The sequence below is a fragment of the Chryseobacterium proteolyticum genome, assembly GCF_046591535.1.
GTDB lineage: Bacteria > Bacteroidota > Bacteroidia > Flavobacteriales > Weeksellaceae > Chryseobacterium > Chryseobacterium proteolyticum.
Genome location: NZ_JBJLWK010000002.1, coordinates 814288 through 831020, shown reverse-complemented (window position 1 = coordinate 831020; position 16733 = coordinate 814288). Strand labels below are relative to the sequence as shown.

Annotated in this window: 31 protein-coding genes; 27 read left to right on the top strand and 4 right to left on the bottom strand. The window is 34.2% G+C overall.

Annotated elements, in window-relative coordinates; translation table 11 throughout:
- Positions 1-30: 30 nt before the first annotated feature.
- The gene (locus ACJ5H0_RS09940) at positions 31-243 is read right to left on the bottom strand and encodes a helix-turn-helix transcriptional regulator (protein ID WP_411249257.1); all 213 of its coding nucleotides are present in this window, start codon (positions 241-243) and stop codon (positions 31-33) included.
- Between the two features lie 258 nt (positions 244-501).
- Here ACJ5H0_RS09940 and ACJ5H0_RS09935 point away from each other — a divergent pair, with 258 nt between their 5' ends.
- The 14 genes from ACJ5H0_RS09935 (at position 502) to ACJ5H0_RS09865 (ending at position 6653) form a co-directional block, all read left to right on the top strand.
- Positions 502-795 (top strand): hypothetical protein, encoded by a 294-nt coding sequence (locus ACJ5H0_RS09935; RefSeq protein ID WP_411249255.1) that lies wholly within the window; start codon positions 502-504, stop codon positions 793-795.
- A gap of 62 nt (positions 796-857) precedes the next feature.
- The gene (locus ACJ5H0_RS09930) at positions 858-1055 is read left to right on the top strand and encodes a hypothetical protein (RefSeq protein WP_411249253.1); all 198 of its coding nucleotides are present in this window, start codon (positions 858-860) and stop codon (positions 1053-1055) included.
- Between the two features lie 113 nt (positions 1056-1168).
- Entirely contained in the window at positions 1169-2284 is a 1116-nt protein-coding gene (locus tag ACJ5H0_RS23140) for a hypothetical protein (RefSeq protein ID WP_458796240.1), read from the top strand.
- Between the two features lie 79 nt (positions 2285-2363).
- Positions 2364-2594: a hypothetical protein gene (locus ACJ5H0_RS09915; RefSeq protein WP_411249247.1), complete on the top strand. Its 231-nt coding sequence runs from the start codon at positions 2364-2366 to the stop codon at positions 2592-2594.
- 63 nt (positions 2595-2657) lie between these two features.
- A complete protein-coding gene (locus ACJ5H0_RS09910; RefSeq protein ID WP_411249245.1) occupies positions 2658-3188 on the top strand; it encodes a hypothetical protein in 531 nt (176 codons plus the stop codon).
- 16 nt (positions 3189-3204) lie between these two features.
- Entirely contained in the window at positions 3205-3453 is a 249-nt protein-coding gene (locus tag ACJ5H0_RS09905) for a hypothetical protein (RefSeq protein WP_411249243.1), read from the top strand.
- 168 nt (positions 3454-3621) lie between these two features.
- Positions 3622-3792: a hypothetical protein gene (locus tag ACJ5H0_RS09900; RefSeq protein ID WP_411249241.1), complete on the top strand. Its 171-nt coding sequence runs from the start codon at positions 3622-3624 to the stop codon at positions 3790-3792.
- A gap of 372 nt (positions 3793-4164) precedes the next feature.
- The gene (locus ACJ5H0_RS09895) at positions 4165-4449 is read left to right on the top strand and encodes a hypothetical protein (protein WP_411249239.1); all 285 of its coding nucleotides are present in this window, start codon (positions 4165-4167) and stop codon (positions 4447-4449) included.
- Between the two features lie 2 nt (positions 4450-4451).
- Positions 4452-4751 carry a hypothetical protein gene (locus ACJ5H0_RS09890; protein ID WP_411249237.1) on the top strand — a complete coding sequence of 100 codons (300 nt, stop codon included), beginning with the start codon at positions 4452-4454 and terminating at the stop codon, positions 4749-4751.
- A gap of 71 nt (positions 4752-4822) precedes the next feature.
- Positions 4823-5197 (top strand): hypothetical protein, encoded by a 375-nt coding sequence (locus ACJ5H0_RS09885; RefSeq protein ID WP_411249235.1) that lies wholly within the window; start codon positions 4823-4825, stop codon positions 5195-5197.
- A 41-nt stretch (positions 5198-5238) separates the two neighbouring features.
- Positions 5239-5709 carry a hypothetical protein gene (locus ACJ5H0_RS09880; protein WP_411249233.1) on the top strand — a complete coding sequence of 157 codons (471 nt, stop codon included), beginning with the start codon at positions 5239-5241 and terminating at the stop codon, positions 5707-5709.
- 50 nt (positions 5710-5759) lie between these two features.
- Entirely contained in the window at positions 5760-6242 is a 483-nt protein-coding gene (locus ACJ5H0_RS09875) for a hypothetical protein (protein WP_411249231.1), read from the top strand.
- Between the two features lies 1 nt (position 6243).
- A complete protein-coding gene (locus tag ACJ5H0_RS09870) occupies positions 6244-6432 on the top strand; it encodes a hypothetical protein (RefSeq protein ID WP_411249229.1) in 189 nt (62 codons plus the stop codon).
- 11 nt (positions 6433-6443) lie between these two features.
- Positions 6444-6653, top strand: a complete 210-nt coding sequence (locus ACJ5H0_RS09865) for a hypothetical protein (protein WP_411249227.1) — start codon at positions 6444-6446, stop codon at positions 6651-6653.
- A 22-nt stretch (positions 6654-6675) separates the two neighbouring features.
- On the opposite strand, the gene ACJ5H0_RS09860 is transcribed toward ACJ5H0_RS09865, so the two are convergent.
- Entirely contained in the window at positions 6676-6993 is a 318-nt protein-coding gene (locus tag ACJ5H0_RS09860; protein WP_411249225.1) for a hypothetical protein, read from the bottom strand.
- A 96-nt stretch (positions 6994-7089) separates the two neighbouring features.
- Here ACJ5H0_RS09860 and ACJ5H0_RS09855 point away from each other — a divergent pair, with 96 nt between their 5' ends.
- The 3 genes from ACJ5H0_RS09855 to ACJ5H0_RS09845 are packed head-to-tail and all read left to right on the top strand — an operon-like array spanning position 7090 to position 7929.
- The gene (locus ACJ5H0_RS09855) at positions 7090-7299 is read left to right on the top strand and encodes a hypothetical protein (RefSeq protein ID WP_411249223.1); all 210 of its coding nucleotides are present in this window, start codon (positions 7090-7092) and stop codon (positions 7297-7299) included.
- An 11-nt stretch (positions 7300-7310) separates the two neighbouring features.
- Complete coding sequence (locus tag ACJ5H0_RS09850; RefSeq protein WP_411249221.1) at positions 7311-7691, top strand: hypothetical protein; 381 nt, start codon at positions 7311-7313, stop codon at positions 7689-7691.
- A 19-nt stretch (positions 7692-7710) separates the two neighbouring features.
- The gene (locus ACJ5H0_RS09845) at positions 7711-7929 is read left to right on the top strand and encodes a hypothetical protein (RefSeq protein WP_411249219.1); all 219 of its coding nucleotides are present in this window, start codon (positions 7711-7713) and stop codon (positions 7927-7929) included.
- A 60-nt stretch (positions 7930-7989) separates the two neighbouring features.
- On the opposite strand, the gene ACJ5H0_RS09840 is transcribed toward ACJ5H0_RS09845, so the two are convergent.
- The gene (locus tag ACJ5H0_RS09840; protein ID WP_411249217.1) at positions 7990-8259 is read right to left on the bottom strand and encodes a hypothetical protein; all 270 of its coding nucleotides are present in this window, start codon (positions 8257-8259) and stop codon (positions 7990-7992) included.
- 179 nt (positions 8260-8438) lie between these two features.
- On the opposite strand from ACJ5H0_RS09840, the gene ACJ5H0_RS09835 reads away from it, so the two are divergent.
- The 7 genes from ACJ5H0_RS09835 to ACJ5H0_RS09805 all read left to right on the top strand — a co-directional run bounded on the left by ACJ5H0_RS09835 (position 8439) and on the right by ACJ5H0_RS09805 (position 13121).
- Positions 8439-8693 carry a helix-turn-helix domain-containing protein gene (locus ACJ5H0_RS09835; protein WP_411249214.1) on the top strand — a complete coding sequence of 85 codons (255 nt, stop codon included), beginning with the start codon at positions 8439-8441 and terminating at the stop codon, positions 8691-8693.
- A gap of 172 nt (positions 8694-8865) precedes the next feature.
- Positions 8866-9432: a recombination protein NinG gene (locus tag ACJ5H0_RS09830; protein ID WP_411249212.1), complete on the top strand. Its 567-nt coding sequence runs from the start codon at positions 8866-8868 to the stop codon at positions 9430-9432.
- Positions 9433-9530: 98 nt separating this feature from the next.
- The gene (locus ACJ5H0_RS09825) at positions 9531-9830 is read left to right on the top strand and encodes a hypothetical protein (protein ID WP_411249210.1); all 300 of its coding nucleotides are present in this window, start codon (positions 9531-9533) and stop codon (positions 9828-9830) included.
- 782 nt (positions 9831-10612) lie between these two features.
- On the top strand, positions 10613-11173 hold the full coding sequence (locus ACJ5H0_RS09820; RefSeq protein ID WP_411249209.1) for an NUMOD4 domain-containing protein: 561 nt from the start codon (positions 10613-10615) through the stop codon (positions 11171-11173).
- A 2-nt stretch (positions 11174-11175) separates the two neighbouring features.
- Positions 11176-11355, top strand: a complete 180-nt coding sequence (locus ACJ5H0_RS09815; protein ID WP_411249207.1) for a hypothetical protein — start codon at positions 11176-11178, stop codon at positions 11353-11355.
- Complete coding sequence (locus ACJ5H0_RS09810) at positions 11355-11864, top strand: DNA-packaging protein (protein WP_411249205.1); 510 nt, start codon at positions 11355-11357, stop codon at positions 11862-11864. Before ACJ5H0_RS09815 ends, ACJ5H0_RS09810 begins: the two co-directional genes overlap by 1 nt.
- Positions 11865-13121 (top strand): phage terminase large subunit, encoded by a 1257-nt coding sequence (locus ACJ5H0_RS09805; RefSeq protein WP_411249204.1) that lies wholly within the window; start codon positions 11865-11867, stop codon positions 13119-13121.
- Between the two features lie 187 nt (positions 13122-13308).
- On the opposite strand, the gene ACJ5H0_RS09800 is transcribed toward ACJ5H0_RS09805, so the two are convergent.
- On the bottom strand, positions 13309-13500 hold the full coding sequence (locus ACJ5H0_RS09800; RefSeq protein ID WP_411249202.1) for a hypothetical protein: 192 nt from the start codon (positions 13498-13500) through the stop codon (positions 13309-13311).
- A gap of 174 nt (positions 13501-13674) precedes the next feature.
- On the opposite strand from ACJ5H0_RS09800, the gene ACJ5H0_RS09795 reads away from it, so the two are divergent.
- The 3 genes from ACJ5H0_RS09795 to ACJ5H0_RS09785 are packed head-to-tail and all read left to right on the top strand — an operon-like array spanning position 13675 to position 16694.
- On the top strand, positions 13675-15381 hold the full coding sequence (locus ACJ5H0_RS09795; RefSeq protein ID WP_411249200.1) for a hypothetical protein: 1707 nt from the start codon (positions 13675-13677) through the stop codon (positions 15379-15381).
- Positions 15356-15781: a hypothetical protein gene (locus ACJ5H0_RS09790; protein WP_411249198.1), complete on the top strand. Its 426-nt coding sequence runs from the start codon at positions 15356-15358 to the stop codon at positions 15779-15781. Before ACJ5H0_RS09795 ends, ACJ5H0_RS09790 begins: the two co-directional genes overlap by 26 nt.
- Before the next feature lie 25 nt (positions 15782-15806).
- The gene (locus ACJ5H0_RS09785) at positions 15807-16694 is read left to right on the top strand and encodes a hypothetical protein (protein ID WP_411249196.1); all 888 of its coding nucleotides are present in this window, start codon (positions 15807-15809) and stop codon (positions 16692-16694) included.
- The last annotated feature ends 39 nt before the right edge of the window (positions 16695-16733 follow it).

Genomic DNA, 16733 nt, shown 5'->3' with positions numbered 1-16733 from the left:
CGGATCTTTACAAAGAGATTAGTAAAAGCCCTAAGGTTTCTTAACATCAGTCAATAGTTCGCAAACGCTTACATCTAAATACTCAGCGATCTTGTAAAATACTTCTAAAGCTGGTTGAGATTCATTAGTACACCATCTTGAAATAGATACAACGCCCGCGCCGATCCCTTCAGCTAACTGTTTTTGCGAAACATCCTTTTCCGCTAAAACTATTTTTAAACGATTTAGTTTCTTCTTTTCCATAAAGCAAAGATAATAAATTATATATATAGTGATATAAATTATATTTCAAATATAATTTTTAACAAAACTTTAACACTAACCCGTAATATATTTCGGATATAACAATATATATTTGTAGTATAATTAATCAACAAACAAATATAATTATTATGAAAAATTTAGAAAACAAAATCGGAACAGTAGACAAGTTATTTATCGCAGGAATTGTAATGGTTGGATGTTCAATCGCAATCTATTTAATCGGAAGATTTTTTTAAGATGAAAACAGTTACAAAAAGATTAATTGACCTATTTGAAATGACAGATAGAAACGAGATTGCTAAAGAGATTGATATTTTACTTGATGATATGATTTCGTCAATAGGTGTAAGGTTAGAAAGGGAGTTCAATTTTCAAGATCACGAAGGCAACTATGTAGCAAATACATGTTACATATCACCTCCCAGAGTTGATGACTACATCACAGTACGAGAAAAGATGTATAAGATAGTAAAAGTGATTCATTGTTATGAAACTAACGCAGCAGGAACAATCATAGTAGAATTAGTTTAATGTTAAAGCAAACCTGAGCATGTTGTAAAAAGGCTTTTTAATAACTCTCAAAAATAAATATCATGAAAAAACAAAAAATAAGTTTCAGAGTTGATTGCGACATCGAAGATTATAATCAATCAATTCCAAAAAGAGAAATTAAGACTATCTACATAGATGCCGAAAATGAGCAAGAAGCTGAAGGCGATGCTAAATATTACTTCTTGTGTGTCAGACAGAACTTCGCTTTTTATGGTGTTAAAACAATCAAGAAATTATAATTAATTCAGAGCATAAAACCTATTAAAGTTTCCAGGTCTTCAAAACTGGTTCATGGTAAATGTTTTTCCCCGGCTTTCGGGTCGGGGTTTATTTGAACTCAAAAATTATCATTATGAAAAAAATAGAAAAATTAACAAAAGATCAAGAATCTCAGCTTGAAACAGTAAAAAACAAATGGCTCAGTAAAGTTTTCAATTATGAGTTAAATCAAAATAACTCATTCGAAGCTACAAAAAAGCTGATGAAAGATCTTTATAAATTTTGCAATCTAAAAGAGCCGATAGTACTACAACTTGATTCCCCTATGGCTTGTCAGATAGCAGCAAATATGCTTTGCAAAAAAGAGAGCCAAGTATGGAGCCAAGTAAGGAGCCAAGTAGGGAGCCAAGTATGGAGCCAAGTATGGAGCCAAGTATGGAGCCAAGTAAGGAGCCAAGTAGAGAGCCAAATGACATATTACACATTTTCACCCTACATTAATTACACGGATTTTGGAATTCTTTCATTTTTTGATTTTATGGATTCTACTTTAAATCTTAATATGAACAAGGACTGGCGTAATTGGGTTGACTGGTCAAGCGCCTCGTTTATGTCTATTCAATTAGAAGGATTATGTATTGTTTCAAATTTTCCAAATGTAATCCACAGGAATGATAACAACGACCTACATAGCGTTGAAGAGTATGCAATAAGCTTTAATGATGGTTACGGGATTCATTATATCAATGGAAAATATATACCTGAGGACATTTTTAAGCAAATTAAATCGAACGAATTTAAACTTGAATCTTTTTTAAAGGAACCGAACGAAGAAATTAAATCAGCTGCTATAGAAATGATGCAAATTATAAATGGTGACGCTTTCTTAGTTAGGTTTTTCGGTAACAATCTAAAAGAAGTTGATTCATATGTTGATAAAAAAGAAGCGAAGTATTTGAAAGGAACAACAAGTGGGATGAATATAGGAGTTTACACTTTATATAAAGGTAATATCAACGGTGATAGCATAGCTTATGTACAGTGCTATTGCCCTTCTACTGATAGAATGTTCTTTTTAGGAGTTGAGCCAACGCATAGAACAGCTAAAAATGCTATCGCTTCATTATATAGAGTTCCAACTATAGCAAAGGACGATATAAAATCAATTTCAAGGCAAGGCGAAAGATTCTTTACCGCTTTCACTGAGGAAGGATACAATAAAATTAAAACGTCAAAAAAAAATAACTGATTACTCAACAATATCAGGTGATGAATACTTTTCAAAAATGACCTACGAGTATTAATACTAATTTTTAAAATTAATCAAAATGACACAATCAAAAATCAACGTTGCTCCATCTTCAACAAGTGGACACTACATCACAAAAACACAAAAAGTTATCAATTTAGATAACATTAATGAAACGTTCTTAGTAGAGGAACCTGCTGAATTGGTTACGGAAAACCATACAACTCTTATTCAGCAGGAAAAGGGCTTAATTACTTGCCAAATGGTTTATAACCCATTCGCTAAGATGTTTGAGAAGTCTTACGATTAGTTATTAGTTTTTGCCGGGCGGGTTCGCTCGCTCGGTTTTTCAAATTTTAAAATCAGAAATATTATGAAATCAGAAAACGAAATAGATGTTGAATCATTGACAGAGCAGTTGGTTTACTGGAATCATCATGATGACAAAGACCGTAAAGAATTAAGAAAAATTGAAAAAGATTTGAATATCGAATATATTTCTGTCGATGTTGAAAAGCATAATGAACTGCAATACACCTATTACTTTGAAATTGACTACGGATTGGAGAATTTGTTTTTCGTTGAAATTGAGAATGGGATTATGAATGGAACTCGTGTGAATTCATCGGAATGGGGCTGCGACACAAAGCCTGAAAGCCGAAGCGTTGAAGTTTTACAAGATGTTGTATTAGATAAATCAGAATATCCAGATCTAGATGCCCGCAGAAAAGCTCAGGCAATATTAAATGCCAATAAGCAAAAGTTCTTTGACTTTCACAGGCAAAATAATTATGACAATTATGTCACTGGTGGAAACTCTCAGCTAAAAATGAATGGCCTAATTGCTCATCTGCATGTAAAATACATTTACGAGGATGTACAAGCAGATATAAACTTTATTTAAAACAACTAGAACAGAAATGAAAACTAACAACAATAGGAGACGATCCGGCGCTGCGAATGCCTTTGACAGAAAATACTTAGAAGCCAATCTAGTCGGTGAAATGCATCGAGGGTCTAAAGTAACCGCTGTTACAAGCAAATATATCTACACAGAAACAGATCGATACGAGAAAAAAGGTTATCGAATTTCTTTCGAAGAAAAAGAGGGTACAGATAAATTTATTACACCTGATACTTCCGGCGACACTGAGGGTGACAGACTTTAATACCAAAATCCAAGAAAATGAAAACTAAATACATAAAGGTTCCGGTATCGGAGAATAGACTTCCGAAAGATTTTACAGAAGTATTAGTACAATATAAGAACCAAAAAGACTTTAAAGAATACTCTTTTTTTTGATTCTCTACACTGCAAAGATGAAATAATTAAAGGAATGGACTTTTGGTTAGAAGAAGTACCGGACAGAGAGGAGGAAATGAAAGAAGATTTAATGAGAAATCTCAAAAAGACGGTTGAAGCATTAGAATTAATTGGATCTATAACAGGTGAAGAAATGCCACTAACTATTGAAGATGCAAAAAGGATAATTAATAAATATTCTTAACGAACTAAAACAAAAATAAATAATGGAAGATTATATAATTAACGTGACAAATGACGGCAATGGAATTTACATAAACAATTTATTAGTAGACGATTTTGATAGATTACCTGAATACCATAAAGGTTATGATTTTTGGTATTCTGAAATAAAAAAAATATGGTTTCGATTTAAAAAAGAGACATGATTTTATATGCAAAAGACTACAAGATAAAATGAATAGAAATAGGACAACTGCTGAACGAACTAAAACAAACAACATGAGAGAAATAAGCAAAAAAAATTCTATTTCGAGGTCAGAAAAAAGACTCAAGTGAATGGGTGGTTGGAAACTGTATCAAGCATTCATTTTTAGATAAATATTTTATATATGAAATGTTAGATAATACAGGCTCTTGGCGTAGTGAAGTAAAACCTGAAACTATAGGACAATTCTACATGAAGCTACAAACTTTCAAAGAATTCAACACTCATATTTATGCTTATGAGGGTGATGTTATAAAAGTTGAAAGATATGTTCCTGGTGAATTTTATATTGTAATTATTGAAGATATATCAAAAACGCCAAAAAACCTTTTTGGAAGTAGTGTTATTACAAGAGAATTAATTGGCAACATCCACTCTAACCCCGAACTACTAAATAACAATCAAAATAACTAACAATGGAAGAGCAATCAATTGGCGTTCAATTAATCGCCCAAGAAAGGCAAAAGCAAATAGACAAATACGGATTCACAGCGCAATATAGCGTTGAGCATCCGGAGTACTACGAAAATAAACAACTGCAGCAAGCCGCATTAATCTTAACAGGATTAGATTATGCTGAATCGCCTGTAACCCCTGATAATTGGGATCCAGATCGCTTTACTAAACTGTGCAATGAAAACCGAAAAGAGCGCTTGATAATAGCGGGAGCGTTAATTGCCGCTGAATTGGACAGATTAAGCGAATTAGAAAATTAGAACTCGAGTTAAACAATCATAAACGGAATGCCGAAGCCGTAAGTAGGCACAACACTTAAAAATTAAAATCAATGAAAAAGCTAATAATCTTAGCAATGATCGGAATGATCACACTATCATGTTCGAATGAGTCTGTAACTGGAACAAATCAGGAGCCTGTACAGAAATCAACCGTTAGTAAATCTGCTGCTAAAGGTGAAGATCCAAGCAGAGAAGAACAAGAAGCTATTAAAGCCGTAGAAATGGCTACTACAGGTAGGATTTACAATGGTGGTACTGTCATTAATTGTCATACTGATTACACTGCAAACAGTGGTTCCTCATGCGTAAGTTCAGGCGGATATTTAATTCTAGTTACCTGGATCACAACTACACCAACATCAAATGGAGACGCTGGACCTGTAAGACATTATTTCACGAATCATGTTTCATCTTGCGGCTGCTAAACACTCACGAGGGGAGAGATCCCCTCTTTTAAAATACAATTATGGAAAATACATTAGAAAATAAAGCTCGGTTTTTCGCTCAGTACTGGGGGCAAAATGTATATAGAATAAAAGACGGCATCGATGAACCTGGTAAAAACATTATAAATGACGATTTAGTTGCTTTTTTGGAACTAAAACCCCTTTCAATGATCAGTGATGAAGAAGCAATTGAAGTTGCTAAAATCGTAAGTCCTATGCTTTTTGAAGGGAATGGTGATGACGGAGGTCATGTAGTTGACAAAACGGAAAAAGAATGGATTTCTGTAATACATAAGAGAAAAATAATAAGTGTAGATATTGATTTTGATGGCTATGTTTATGAGTATCATGAAGATGAAAATTATTTAAGACCCATAAGGTCTTCATATGGAACTGATTTCCTACGTTCAAAAGGTTACGCATTACCATGGAATGGACTATCAGTTGAAAAGATGATTGAATACGGCTGGATTAAAATTAAAACATCCTAACCATATTCCCGGAGTCTGCAAAATAGGAATTAACCAATAAAAACAGAACAATGACAAAAGAAGAACAATTAAAGATATTTTCGGCTTATCTGCCGTATGGGTTACAACTGGAAATTTATGAGGAAGTTGAAATCGATTCACTTGATTCAATAATGCCTGGTATTGTAACGCTTGCAGGAATAACTAATGAGACCTCATTTATGCCTGATGCACTTCTGTACACTCGACAAGACGATGAAGGTGACGGGTATATTCAGACTGAGCATGTAAAACCCATCCTTTATCCCTTAGATATGTTAACCCAGGAGATAGAGCATGAGGGGGAAACAATTATTCCTGTTGAATTTGTCTTTGGCAAAAATCACAATATTCGAGAAGTGAAAGATGTCTATATAATCAATAAAAATGGATATTCTTTTCGAGCAACGAGCCTAAGTTATAAACAAGTTCAAAAGCTTTTAGAACTTCGCTTCAACATTTTTGAACTTCCAGAAGACCAGTTTATAAACAAAGCAACACTAAAAACAAAATAAGATGACAGTTAAAAAATTAAAAGAGATCCTAGAAAGTGTAGATGAAAATTTAGAAGTTTTCATTTGTCAAGAAAACATTGAATATGACCATTCAATTTGTGAGAAAGCGGAACCTAAAGTAATTGTGCTTTATGATGGTGATACGCCAATGTGTGAGAGTACTGTATTTGCAATAACTGATGAACTTTAAAACAAAATAAGATGATAAAGCCAGAAGAACAAGAAAAAGAAAACGATCCACATCCAAAAATGGAGGATTACGGATATTACTTTGCTAGATCATATGAAGAAGAATCAGGTTGGATGTATGATGAAGGTGAAGAAAAATACTACGAAGCGGTTAGGCAATGGGAAGAAAGAAACCTTTCAGATTTAGGATCTGAACTAACTATAAAAGAAGAGGGAAACTAATTCCCCTCATGCATTTAAGTATTTAATTTCCTGGGATTTTTGTATCTAAATATGCTTTGCAAGTTAGTTCGTAATAATCAAGATACATTTTAAACAATTGTACAGCATCTATAGTTTTAATGTGATCTTTTACCTCTTGTGATTGCCCTCCAGACTTTAATGGATAATGCACGATAATGAGCTCGTCAGCTAATGAAATTTTAGTGGCGTCAATCATTTTAATTAATTTTTGTCTATCCGAAGAATTATCTACAAATGTTTTGAAACTTAGAAAGCTATCATAGATAGCACCTAAGGCTTCATTTCTAAATATCTCAAGAGTTTCTTGTAATGTTTGCATGTTTATTTTTTTCCAAATATAACAATTAATAATATCCGTCACTACTTTTTACGGAAACCCACAACCAACAACACTAAAACAAAACTAAATTTGAATATGAAATGGCAATTACAAAATTTCATAATCCTTCTGATTATTGACGGGTTGAAAAATACTTCTTACGGGAAAGGAATTAGGGAGCTATATAATATTACCATTACCAGAGGACCTGAACAATCAAAAATAGAATTTTGTAGGAAAGACGGAAAAGACATTGATTTTGTTGATTTCTTTATGATGGCCTTGATGATAAACTGGAATAATTAATATATTTGAATATGGAACTAAAGGAACTAAGAATCGGAAATTATATTAATTATCCGTTAAATATAGATAAACAACCTATCGTTGTAAATGGGATTGTAGGTAATAAAATACTAACAGATTCTTTTGAAGGTGATGCAGAATGCTTTTTCCCTATTATTTTGAATGAGGAGTGGATGGATAAATTAGGATTTGAACATATAGTAAATGAATTTACCAAGGTTGATTTTTGGCAGCTTAAACGTAAACGAAATGAATATCATAAACCGGTAATTGTCATTTATAAAGATCGTACTACGGTAGGAAATAATACCTATGTGAAACATTTAAAATTCGTACACCAAGTGCAAAATCTGTATTTTATTTTATCTGGGGAAGAACTTGAGGTAAAATAATAGTTAGTATATTTACCTCATGGAAAAAATTGAGGAAATAGAATCTAAAATTATTGAAATAGTCAGAGAGCAGCACAAGAAAGACGGAGGTTCGAATGGTGTAACCTGTGGATCTTTCGATCACATTTTAAACTTACCAATTGAAGAAAGAAATGAATTTCTCTTCCGAATGGCCAAGGAACGGAAAATTGTAATTTTCGACAGCCTTAATATGAAGCGAGTAACAATGCCTAAATAAATAAAGCCCCTAATCCTAGGGGTTTTGTTTATTGTAATATTTAATTTGTGCCCCGCCTATTTAGTCAGCGTAAACTTGATTTAAAACATTTTTAGCGAAATCAAAATCAAAGGCCATATCAATCACGGTGCAAACTGGTACGTTAAGAATTTCAGCGATTAATTTAGCTTCGTTGTTTGCTTTTTCGTTGTAAGAATTTACCAACTCTTCATTATTGAACTCAACACCGTAACCGGAGTAATCTGCATTATTGTCTGCAAAGTTGTCTGCGTAGTCAAAAGCTGATTTCAAGTTCTTGATTGATTCTAAAGTGATTTTATAAGCTACCATAATATTTGTTTTAGTTGTTATTGTTTCTTTTTGTTGATACAAATGTATAACAAAATGTTATACAAAACAAATTATTTGAAAACAAAAGTATAGTTTGTTGTTAATTTAAAATTATTCTAAATAATAACATAGTGTTATACGTTTTAAATTTATATACTGATTATTGTTATATTTGTTGTATGAGTACAAGAATTAAAGATGTTGCCGATAGAAAGGGCATCACTTATACAGAAATTGCGAAGCAAATGGGCATATCTCGACAGTCTTTGACCAATTGGACAACGGGCCAGAGAAAAATGAAATTAGACGACCTGCAGGAAATTGCCAATATATTACAATGCGAAATAGCGGAGCTCCTGCCGGCCGGGAAAGACTTTGATCACACATATAATGAGCATGGTGAGTGGTTAGGAATTCGACGGAAAAATAGTTAATGTTGATTGAGGATCATATCTATTTTATGCCGCTTTATTGAGCGGTTTTTTTTATGTATCGCATTAGAGTTAGATTACTCAATAAAAAAAGTTAGAAAAATCTTCAAAATTTGTTAGAATAGTATTGTAATGAAGTTACTTTTTTTGTAACTTTACTATAAATAGGTTGGAAATGAAGGAGATAAAGCCTAAGGAGTGCGTAGTATGTGGTGAAGAATTTATACCGAGTAGAACTACTCAAAAAGTATGTGGATGGAGCTGCGCAATACCTTTAGGACGAACGAATATGGAGAAGCAAAACCGTAAAGCCTGGAACAAAGAGAAGAAGATTATTAAGGATAAACAAAAGACTCACAAAGATTGGTTAAAAGACCTTGAAAAAGTCGTAAATGAGTTTATCAGGCTTAGGGACAAGGGTAAACCTTGTATAAGCTGTGGGTCTGTTAACTATACAATGTCAGCAGGCCACTATTTTCCAGCCGGAAGCTATGGTAATGTTAGATTCGACGAAGATAATATTCACGGCCAATGTTGGTTCAATTGTAACAGTAGTAAACACGGAAACTTAGCTGAATATACGTTGAGGTTGCCGGAAAGAATAGGGAAAGAAAGATTTGAACAACTTCAAGTAAGAGCTAAGCAAACTACATTGAAATTGTCCATTCCTGAGATAAAAGAGAAGATAGAGTACTACCGGGGTAAGATAAGGGAGATGAAGGCGAAGCCGGTAGAAAAATGATGAAGTGGTGTATTGAACTAAGCAGAATGAAGAGGAGAAAAGATTGATGTTGAGGTGATGAGGTTGGAATGCTTAGTTTTTATTAAAAAAAGGAAAGTATGTTAACAGGAAAAGCGAAAGGATTGTTTGAAAAGTGGCTCAATGTAGAAGAGTTACGGAGCGACACGGTTGATTCATTAAAAAAACATGAGGCTTTTTATTTCATCATAAAGTGGCTTGATGAAATTGGATTTGTTAGTCAAATTACTACAACCTATTATGATGGTTATTTTTTTCAATGGCTGATAAACATTACGCATCCAATTAGGAGTGAATATGGTTTTGAAACCAGAGAGGAAGCTTTGACTGATCTTATAAAAAATTGTGACGAAATATTAAATCGAAAACAATTAGTATAAAACGGGATGCTAGCATATAGGTAATGCGCTGTTTTAGAAGTTGATTATTTTATTAATGATCAAATTAACAGAGAACCCTTGTTCGAGTCGGGGGCATCAACAAATAAAGAACAGTGGCGGAAGATAGACGCTAAGGGGATTAGAAAGAGGTGCGGGGAACACCGTGTGTAAGTTAAGTCCCAAGGGTACACAGTAAGTATAAAGTTCTAATGCTGTGTTAAGTTAGAGAAATCAAAGCGAGATACCTGATAAAACTCTTTTATACCAGTATCGAATCTGGTCTGTTCTTTTTTAAATCCCTCGAATTCGAGGGAGATTGATTAATGCAGAGGAGTAAATTTTTTCATATTAATATTTTGTGATTTGGTTTCCCACTGCTTATCGGTAGTGGGATTTTTTTATGATGATGAGTATGGAGAAAGATTTAGTTAAGATGGCAATGTATGAGAGTTTAGCAACAATTGCAGCAATGGTAATTATTTGGATCTGGACAGGTTCGCCTTGGAGCTTATTATTGTTGGTAAATATGAATAGCGTAAAGTATAAGTACTAATTTTTGGATTATGAAGATAGGAACTATGAGTAGTAGTAAAAAAGCCGCAATGAGTTTGTTGTTTGTGTTAGCATTCGGTTATTTGATTGGGTGGTTTATATCTGGAACAATCGATTCCACGAAGTGGGATGTTAATTTAAAGATCGTCCTTGCAGAGGTGTTTAGTGTATTCGGGATACTTTTAATGCTCTTAGTATTTAGTATTAGTGAGTTTCTTAAATAGAAGGCAATGAAGATAGGAGTTAATGAAACGTTGAGTACAAACATTGAGGATCTTCCTGGAGAGATATGGGAGGATATTCCCGGTACTAACGAAAGATACCAAATATCAAATTACTCAAGAGTAAAGAGTTTGATTAAAGGCCGTCCAATTATCGTTAAGAAAAGCTTATCTAATGGACGGTTTAAAGTTATCATATATCCTAAGAAAGGAAAGATTAAAAATCACGAATGCGGAAGGCTTGTACTTGAGGTATTCTTAAGGGCTCCGGAAGAGAATGAAGTAATCTTTCGCAGAGATGGAAATGTCCTAAATGATATGGTAAGTAACTTGAGGTGGACATCTAAAAAGGACAGTGCAAAAGCGGCCGTTGAGCGGGGAAGGTTCCCTGTTAATCATGGACGGGGTGAACGGAATGGGATGAATTTATTATCACCACGCGATGTGATCGAAATTAGAAGACTCAAAGCAGAAGGCAAGACATACAAGCAGCTTTGTGATACTTTCAAAATATCTAAAGGTTGTATACAGAATATGATTCAAAATAGAACATGGAAAACAATTAATTAGTTATGAAAAATAATAAGACATACTCAGAAAGAGGACTAGTAGAATTTGGAAATTACCTACTGTCTAAAGAAAGAGAGAAACACATAGATGGTGACAACCATGGAAAGCGGACCATTAATCTAATTGAAAAAAGGAGAGAGGTTTACCATGCAGATTTAGAAAACTGGAAAAACAAAAAGTAATGGCGGCGCCAGAAGGAAATCAGTTTTGGAGACTAAGAAGTAAACATGGGAGAGATAAATTATTCACTTCTCCTCAATTGTTGTGGGAAGCTGCTTGCGATTATTTTGAATGGTGCGAAAAGAACCCATTAATTGATATTGACTACAAAGGGAAAGATGCAGACAGAGTTGAACTTCCTAAAATGGTAGCCTTTACTATTCATGGGCTTTGTATTTATTTAGGATGTAACACTGCTTACTTTAGACAGTTTAAAGCCTCGCTTAAAGACAAAAAGGTCAAGAAACAAGGTAAAGAAAATGAAGATTTTTCTACCGTCATTACGCGTATAGAGGAAGTTATATACAATCAGAAGTTCATCGGGGCTGCAGCAGGCTTTTTAAATCCGAATATTATTGCCAGGGATTTGGGTCTCGTAGATAAGAAAGAGGTCGATAAAACAGAAACAGTCATGACTTCTGCAGAACGTGATGCAAAAATTAGAGAACTGCTAGACAAAGCGACAAAATAAATGTCACTAACAGACGAAGAAATATTATTGCTTGAGCGACTTCTCCACGACAGGGAAGTCGATCGCTTATTTAGTAGATTGGAGTGTATTGATGATGATACAAACCCAAATTATAAGCTTCTTTTTGAATCTATTAACAACCAGAAATGGGGCTACAACGAAAACAACAGGCCCGCTCTTATATACGGCTACGCTGGAGTGGCATTAGAAGGCAGTTCAAGGTCTGGAAAAACATGGAGCGGTGTTGATATTATTATTTATTTAACAACAATAAAACATAAAAAAGACGGTTGTACGATTAATATTTATCGAGAAACCTACAATGAATTTAAAACGACGCTTTACGAAGATTTTAAAAGGAGATTAGATGATTATGGACTTCCTAATCCATTTCACAACGCTAGAGAAGTGCCTAGTTTTAGGATCGGAAAATCAGTAATTAATTTTCTAGGTGATGGCAAGCACGGGGGCGGTTGTGATTACGCTTTTTTCAATGAATCAATGATGATTCGAAAGGATATTTTCAACCAGGTTGAGATGAGGTGTAGAAGGTTTTGGTGGATGGATTATAATCCAAGCTTTACTGATCATTGGGTTTTTGATAATGTGTTACAACGTCAAGATGTGGCATTTTTGAGAACTACATTTTTGGATAACCCTTATATTGCGCCTAGTGAGTTAAATAAAATTCTTGGATACGAACCATGGCTTCCCGAAAGTTATGAGGTTAGAGTAGATGGTGTGTTTTTTAATGGAATGCCTATTACTGAAAATAATTATCCGCCTCCACATCCTATAAATGTTAAACAAGGTACCGCTGACGAGTTCATGTGGAAAGTCTATGGCTTAGGTCTCAGAGGAGCGATGAAGGGGGTTATTTTCGATAATGTTGTATGGATTGATTCTTTCCCTGATTATTATGGCAATATATACGCGAATGATTTTGGTTTTACCTCTGATCCTAATTGTTTAGGAAAGTATTTCGAAGATGATGAAAATATCTTTGTTGAGCCGTTAGTATATGAACTAATTGAAACTGCTGATATTTTGGGAAGTTGTTTAAATCGGTTTGGGGTTGGAGAAAGTGATTTGATCATCTGTGATTCTTCAGACAAAAGAGTTTCTGAGAACAATGGCACAGTTCAGATGGTTGCGGATCTTATTGATCTTGGATGGAATGCAATGAAGGTAAGCAAAACTAAATCGGTTACGTATCATTTGTTATCAATGAAGAAAAAAAAAGATTCACATCGTTAAAAATCACTTGTACCAAAAAATAAAAAAGGAAGTTGAGAATTATAAGTGGATGGAAATAAATGGTATTCTTATCAATCAACCAATTGACAAATATAACCACTTCTGGGATATGACACGTTACGGCCACATGGCCTGGAACTCAAGCTTTGATGTGGAGACGGAGTGGAATTAAGAGTAACCAATAAATCTAATTAAGGTTCTTGTTTTTGAAATACTCGTCTAATAACCAATCCGGTATTCTAACTTCCTCCATTTCATTTTTTCCGCTGTTCCTACATTTTTCAACTTGATGTTCAATTTTACTGAGAAACTCTTTAGATTCATGACCTGTTCTTGTTGTTAAAAATCTGATAAAATCGGCAAAAATAACAATATTCATAATCTACGCATTTTAAAATCACCTTGCGCTTATCTCTAATATAGTTAAAATTTCTGGCAATTAAAATTATATGTAACAAAAATATTACGTATTTCTCACAATTTTATTTACGCACAACAAGTCCAAATTTAGCCTCTATTACTTTTGTCAATAAACTTTAAAGTATTGGCGACAATGGTTTTAGAACCAAAAGAATTTATTAAGAATAGAATTAATCATTCTTACATCCTTAAGGCTCAGCAGCAGCATAAGGATTTGTCGTATTTCACTCAATCAGCGCTACAAGATGACATTACAGTAGAGTATCTTAGGCAGTGGGCAAATAGAAAATATGCTACAAGTGACAAGTTTTTAAATTGGGTTAAGGCTGTATTTAAAACTGATAACTTTCTTTCATTCTTCAAATATTTAAGAAATCCTTTAGCTTCTGCTAAACTGATCAACGACGATATTAAACCGCAATTACGTAGAGTGTTTCATGCGGATGATTCTATTTTCAAATATACAGTAAATGGGATTGAGGAAGCTTGTCACCCTGAGTTGATGTCAGATAGTTTTGATGATGAGTTATTCAATGCTATACTTTTTAATCATAATTCGATAGTCGTACAGGATATTGATATTGCAAACAATAGGTATCGTGAATTTGTACAGATTGACCAGGTAATATCAGTTGATTGCGAGAAAGATAAGATCAATAAGCTTGCTTATAAATCGTGCTTGGAAATCAATAGCGAACTAGTCTACGGCTTCTCATATCTTGATAGCCAGCGATATATCTTCTTTGATAAGGATTTGAATGAGCTTGTTGCAGTTAATCATGATTTGAAAGAATGCCCTGCAGATTGGGTTTCATCTGAGAATATGTTTAATGACAACTGTGTAATTAAGAAGTCTATATTTTCTTACGCACTTACGGACCTTGAGGAGTATGTGTTTTTAAAGACTCTTCAAAGAATGACCGAGCCTAATGGAGCCATTCCAATTACTACAAAGCTTAAATCAAATGACACTAACGCATCAGGAATACTGAAAAAAACAGTATCCGATAAAGAGCCAATGTCCTCGTTAACGGTTGGCGGTCAAAGTGCTGATATAATCAATGGAGTTTCCTCATCGGAGAGTCAGTTACAAGCCGGGACGATTGTTGCAGTTGCGCCGGTTAAGGATCCTAACGGAAACATTAATATGGATCCTATTAAGCATTATTTCCAGTTTCATTATTTACCTGTTGAATCATTAACGTATTTGAATGACAGGATTAAAGAGATCGAAAATGCTATTAAAAGTTCGTTGCTAGGCGATTTTCAAGAGCAAAACGAAGCGGCTAAGAATGAATTGCAAGTTGCTAAAGGTTATGATGGTAAAGAAGATACTTTACGTTGGTTATCTAAAGAGTTGTCAAGAATCAAGAAACTTTCTGACTATAAAACATTAGCATTATTGCATGGAAGAGATCGTGTTACAGTTGAGGTTTTTTTTGGAACAGATTTCTTCATTGAATCTTTAGATGATTTATTCAGTTCATTTAAGAATGCACCGAACGCTATCGAGAGAAGGAAGATATTGAAGCGTATTTCGCAAAATAAAAATAAATACAATCTCACCCAGGCAAAAAGGGACGTTGTATTATACATGCTTCTTCCATATGCTTCAGATACTGATTTCGAAATAGCATTGAAAAAGGAAATGGACAACACTGTTTTTCAGATGCAAACAAGATTTGATTATTGGATTTCAATGTTTGAGGCTGAATACGGGCAAATAGAAGTTTTTTATGACAGTCTTGGGGATGATCTCAAGGAAAGTTCGAAAATTATATTAATCACGAATTTAATTAAAAACATAATAAATAATGAGCAAACTATCAGTAACGCTTAGGCTATACTATGGCCAAGTAACATATGACGTAAACCAAAAGGTTACGAGCAAAAATGAGCCTATAACTATTCAACATGGAACAGTTGAGTGGGTAAACTTCCTAAAGCACTTAAAAGCGAATGGTATCACTAAGGTTGATGTAGAAAAAATCTACGATCTAGATAAAGTGAACAAAGATGAGCCTGTAGAATCTTTAGAAAGGTATAAGGAAGTAGAGGACGAGAAAATCCAGAAGGAAGTTGATGAATACTTACAAGCTCCAGTAAAAGAATTAACACCAGAGCAAAAGCAAATCAAAGCACTGCAGGATCAGATTAACGAGCTGACTGCTGCAAACACAGCGAAAGCACCGAAGACTCCGCCAGCAGGTAATAAGGATGCTGCAAACACAGCGAAATAATATAAACATAAATACATAAAAGACTATGGTAATTACAGACGAACTAGCAAAGGAAGCAGGTTTAACACCCGAACAAGTTGCTGCTTTAAACCCTAAAATTAACGACTATGTTTCAGAACAAAAGAAAGAATGGGACGGAAAAGCAAATGAAAACGCAGAAAACATCCTTTCAGGAGCAGCGAAATACATTCAAGAAAAAACCGGGGTTAAAGAAGAAAGGCAGCAGGGAGAAAAACTCGGAGATTACCTTTCTAGAATTTCAGACAAAGCGATTGAGTCAAAATCAAATGAGGTTGCACAGCTGAAAAAAGACTACGAACAAAAGATCAAAGAGTTCAAAGGGGATGAAGCTACAAAAGCAGAGTTGGAAGCTTCAAAGAAAAAACTTGATGATGCGCAGAAATTACTAGCGGATTATGATGACTTAAAAGAAAAGGCAAGTAAGTACGAATCAACAGAGCAAACACTTTCAGAGTATAAAAGAAAGGCAGCGTTTGGCAATGTAAAACCGGCATTCTCAAAAGATGCTAACTCGTATGAAGTCGATGCAAAGTGGAAAGCATTTCAAAAGAATATTGAAGAGAAATACACAATCGAGCTTGTTGATGATGATTATATCGCAATCGATAAGGAAAATAAGTACAAGCATATTAAGCTCTCTGAGTTGGTTGAAAAGGATGAAAGTCTTAAACCTCTTACATCAGAAAGACAAGTTGCTGGTACCGGCGCAAAAGCTACTAAAATAACCGTTGAAGGATTTAATGTTGAGGTTACAGAAGAGGCGAAGAAAAGCACCGCTGAGCGTACTAAAGTTATTAAGGAGCAGCTTACAAAAGAAGGAATTTCATTAACGTCTCCTGAGTACTCCAAGAAATTTGCAGAGTACAATAAGAAGATAATGGAAGCAAAATAAAAACGCGAAAGACCGCAGAACGTAGAATAAAAACAATTA

Coding starts and splice junctions, on each gene's coding strand:
- ACJ5H0_RS09865 (WP_411249227.1), top strand. CDS start 6,444: ATGATAAAGCCAGAAGAACAAGAAAAAGAAAACGATCCACATCCAAAA.
- ACJ5H0_RS09890 (WP_411249237.1), top strand. CDS start 4,452: ATGGAAGAGCAATCAATTGGCGTTCAATTAATCGCCCAAGAAAGGCAA.
- ACJ5H0_RS09855 (WP_411249223.1), top strand. CDS start 7,090: ATGAAATGGCAATTACAAAATTTCATAATCCTTCTGATTATTGACGGG.
- ACJ5H0_RS09880 (WP_411249233.1), top strand. CDS start 5,239: ATGGAAAATACATTAGAAAATAAAGCTCGGTTTTTCGCTCAGTACTGG.
- ACJ5H0_RS09800 (WP_411249202.1), bottom strand. CDS start 13,500: ATGAATATTGTTATTTTTGCCGATTTTATCAGATTTTTAACAACAAGA.
- ACJ5H0_RS09900 (WP_411249241.1), top strand. CDS start 3,622: ATGGACTTTTGGTTAGAAGAAGTACCGGACAGAGAGGAGGAAATGAAA.
- ACJ5H0_RS09895 (WP_411249239.1), top strand. CDS start 4,165: ATGTTAGATAATACAGGCTCTTGGCGTAGTGAAGTAAAACCTGAAACT.
- ACJ5H0_RS09810 (WP_411249205.1), top strand. CDS start 11,355: ATGGCGGCGCCAGAAGGAAATCAGTTTTGGAGACTAAGAAGTAAACAT.
- ACJ5H0_RS09820 (WP_411249209.1), top strand. CDS start 10,613: ATGAAGATAGGAGTTAATGAAACGTTGAGTACAAACATTGAGGATCTT.
- ACJ5H0_RS09930 (WP_411249253.1), top strand. CDS start 858: ATGAAAAAACAAAAAATAAGTTTCAGAGTTGATTGCGACATCGAAGAT.
- ACJ5H0_RS09845 (WP_411249219.1), top strand. CDS start 7,711: ATGGAAAAAATTGAGGAAATAGAATCTAAAATTATTGAAATAGTCAGA.
- ACJ5H0_RS09875 (WP_411249231.1), top strand. CDS start 5,760: ATGACAAAAGAAGAACAATTAAAGATATTTTCGGCTTATCTGCCGTAT.
- ACJ5H0_RS09815 (WP_411249207.1), top strand. CDS start 11,176: ATGAAAAATAATAAGACATACTCAGAAAGAGGACTAGTAGAATTTGGA.
- ACJ5H0_RS09785 (WP_411249196.1), top strand. CDS start 15,807: ATGGTAATTACAGACGAACTAGCAAAGGAAGCAGGTTTAACACCCGAA.
- ACJ5H0_RS09905 (WP_411249243.1), top strand. CDS start 3,205: ATGAAAACTAACAACAATAGGAGACGATCCGGCGCTGCGAATGCCTTT.
- ACJ5H0_RS09790 (WP_411249198.1), top strand. CDS start 15,356: ATGAGCAAACTATCAGTAACGCTTAGGCTATACTATGGCCAAGTAACA.
- ACJ5H0_RS09850 (WP_411249221.1), top strand. CDS start 7,311: ATGGAACTAAAGGAACTAAGAATCGGAAATTATATTAATTATCCGTTA.
- ACJ5H0_RS09910 (WP_411249245.1), top strand. CDS start 2,658: ATGAAATCAGAAAACGAAATAGATGTTGAATCATTGACAGAGCAGTTG.
- ACJ5H0_RS23140 (WP_458796240.1), top strand. CDS start 1,169: ATGAAAAAAATAGAAAAATTAACAAAAGATCAAGAATCTCAGCTTGAA.
- ACJ5H0_RS09840 (WP_411249217.1), bottom strand. CDS start 8,259: ATGGTAGCTTATAAAATCACTTTAGAATCAATCAAGAACTTGAAATCA.
- ACJ5H0_RS09870 (WP_411249229.1), top strand. CDS start 6,244: ATGACAGTTAAAAAATTAAAAGAGATCCTAGAAAGTGTAGATGAAAAT.
- ACJ5H0_RS09935 (WP_411249255.1), top strand. CDS start 502: ATGAAAACAGTTACAAAAAGATTAATTGACCTATTTGAAATGACAGAT.
- ACJ5H0_RS09860 (WP_411249225.1), bottom strand. CDS start 6,993: ATGCAAACATTACAAGAAACTCTTGAGATATTTAGAAATGAAGCCTTA.
- ACJ5H0_RS09830 (WP_411249212.1), top strand. CDS start 8,866: ATGAAGGAGATAAAGCCTAAGGAGTGCGTAGTATGTGGTGAAGAATTT.
- ACJ5H0_RS09940 (WP_411249257.1), bottom strand. CDS start 243: ATGGAAAAGAAGAAACTAAATCGTTTAAAAATAGTTTTAGCGGAAAAG.
- ACJ5H0_RS09835 (WP_411249214.1), top strand. CDS start 8,439: ATGAGTACAAGAATTAAAGATGTTGCCGATAGAAAGGGCATCACTTAT.
- ACJ5H0_RS09825 (WP_411249210.1), top strand. CDS start 9,531: ATGTTAACAGGAAAAGCGAAAGGATTGTTTGAAAAGTGGCTCAATGTA.
- ACJ5H0_RS09885 (WP_411249235.1), top strand. CDS start 4,823: ATGAAAAAGCTAATAATCTTAGCAATGATCGGAATGATCACACTATCA.
- ACJ5H0_RS09795 (WP_411249200.1), top strand. CDS start 13,675: ATGGTTTTAGAACCAAAAGAATTTATTAAGAATAGAATTAATCATTCT.
- ACJ5H0_RS09915 (WP_411249247.1), top strand. CDS start 2,364: ATGACACAATCAAAAATCAACGTTGCTCCATCTTCAACAAGTGGACAC.
- ACJ5H0_RS09805 (WP_411249204.1), top strand. CDS start 11,865: ATGTCACTAACAGACGAAGAAATATTATTGCTTGAGCGACTTCTCCAC.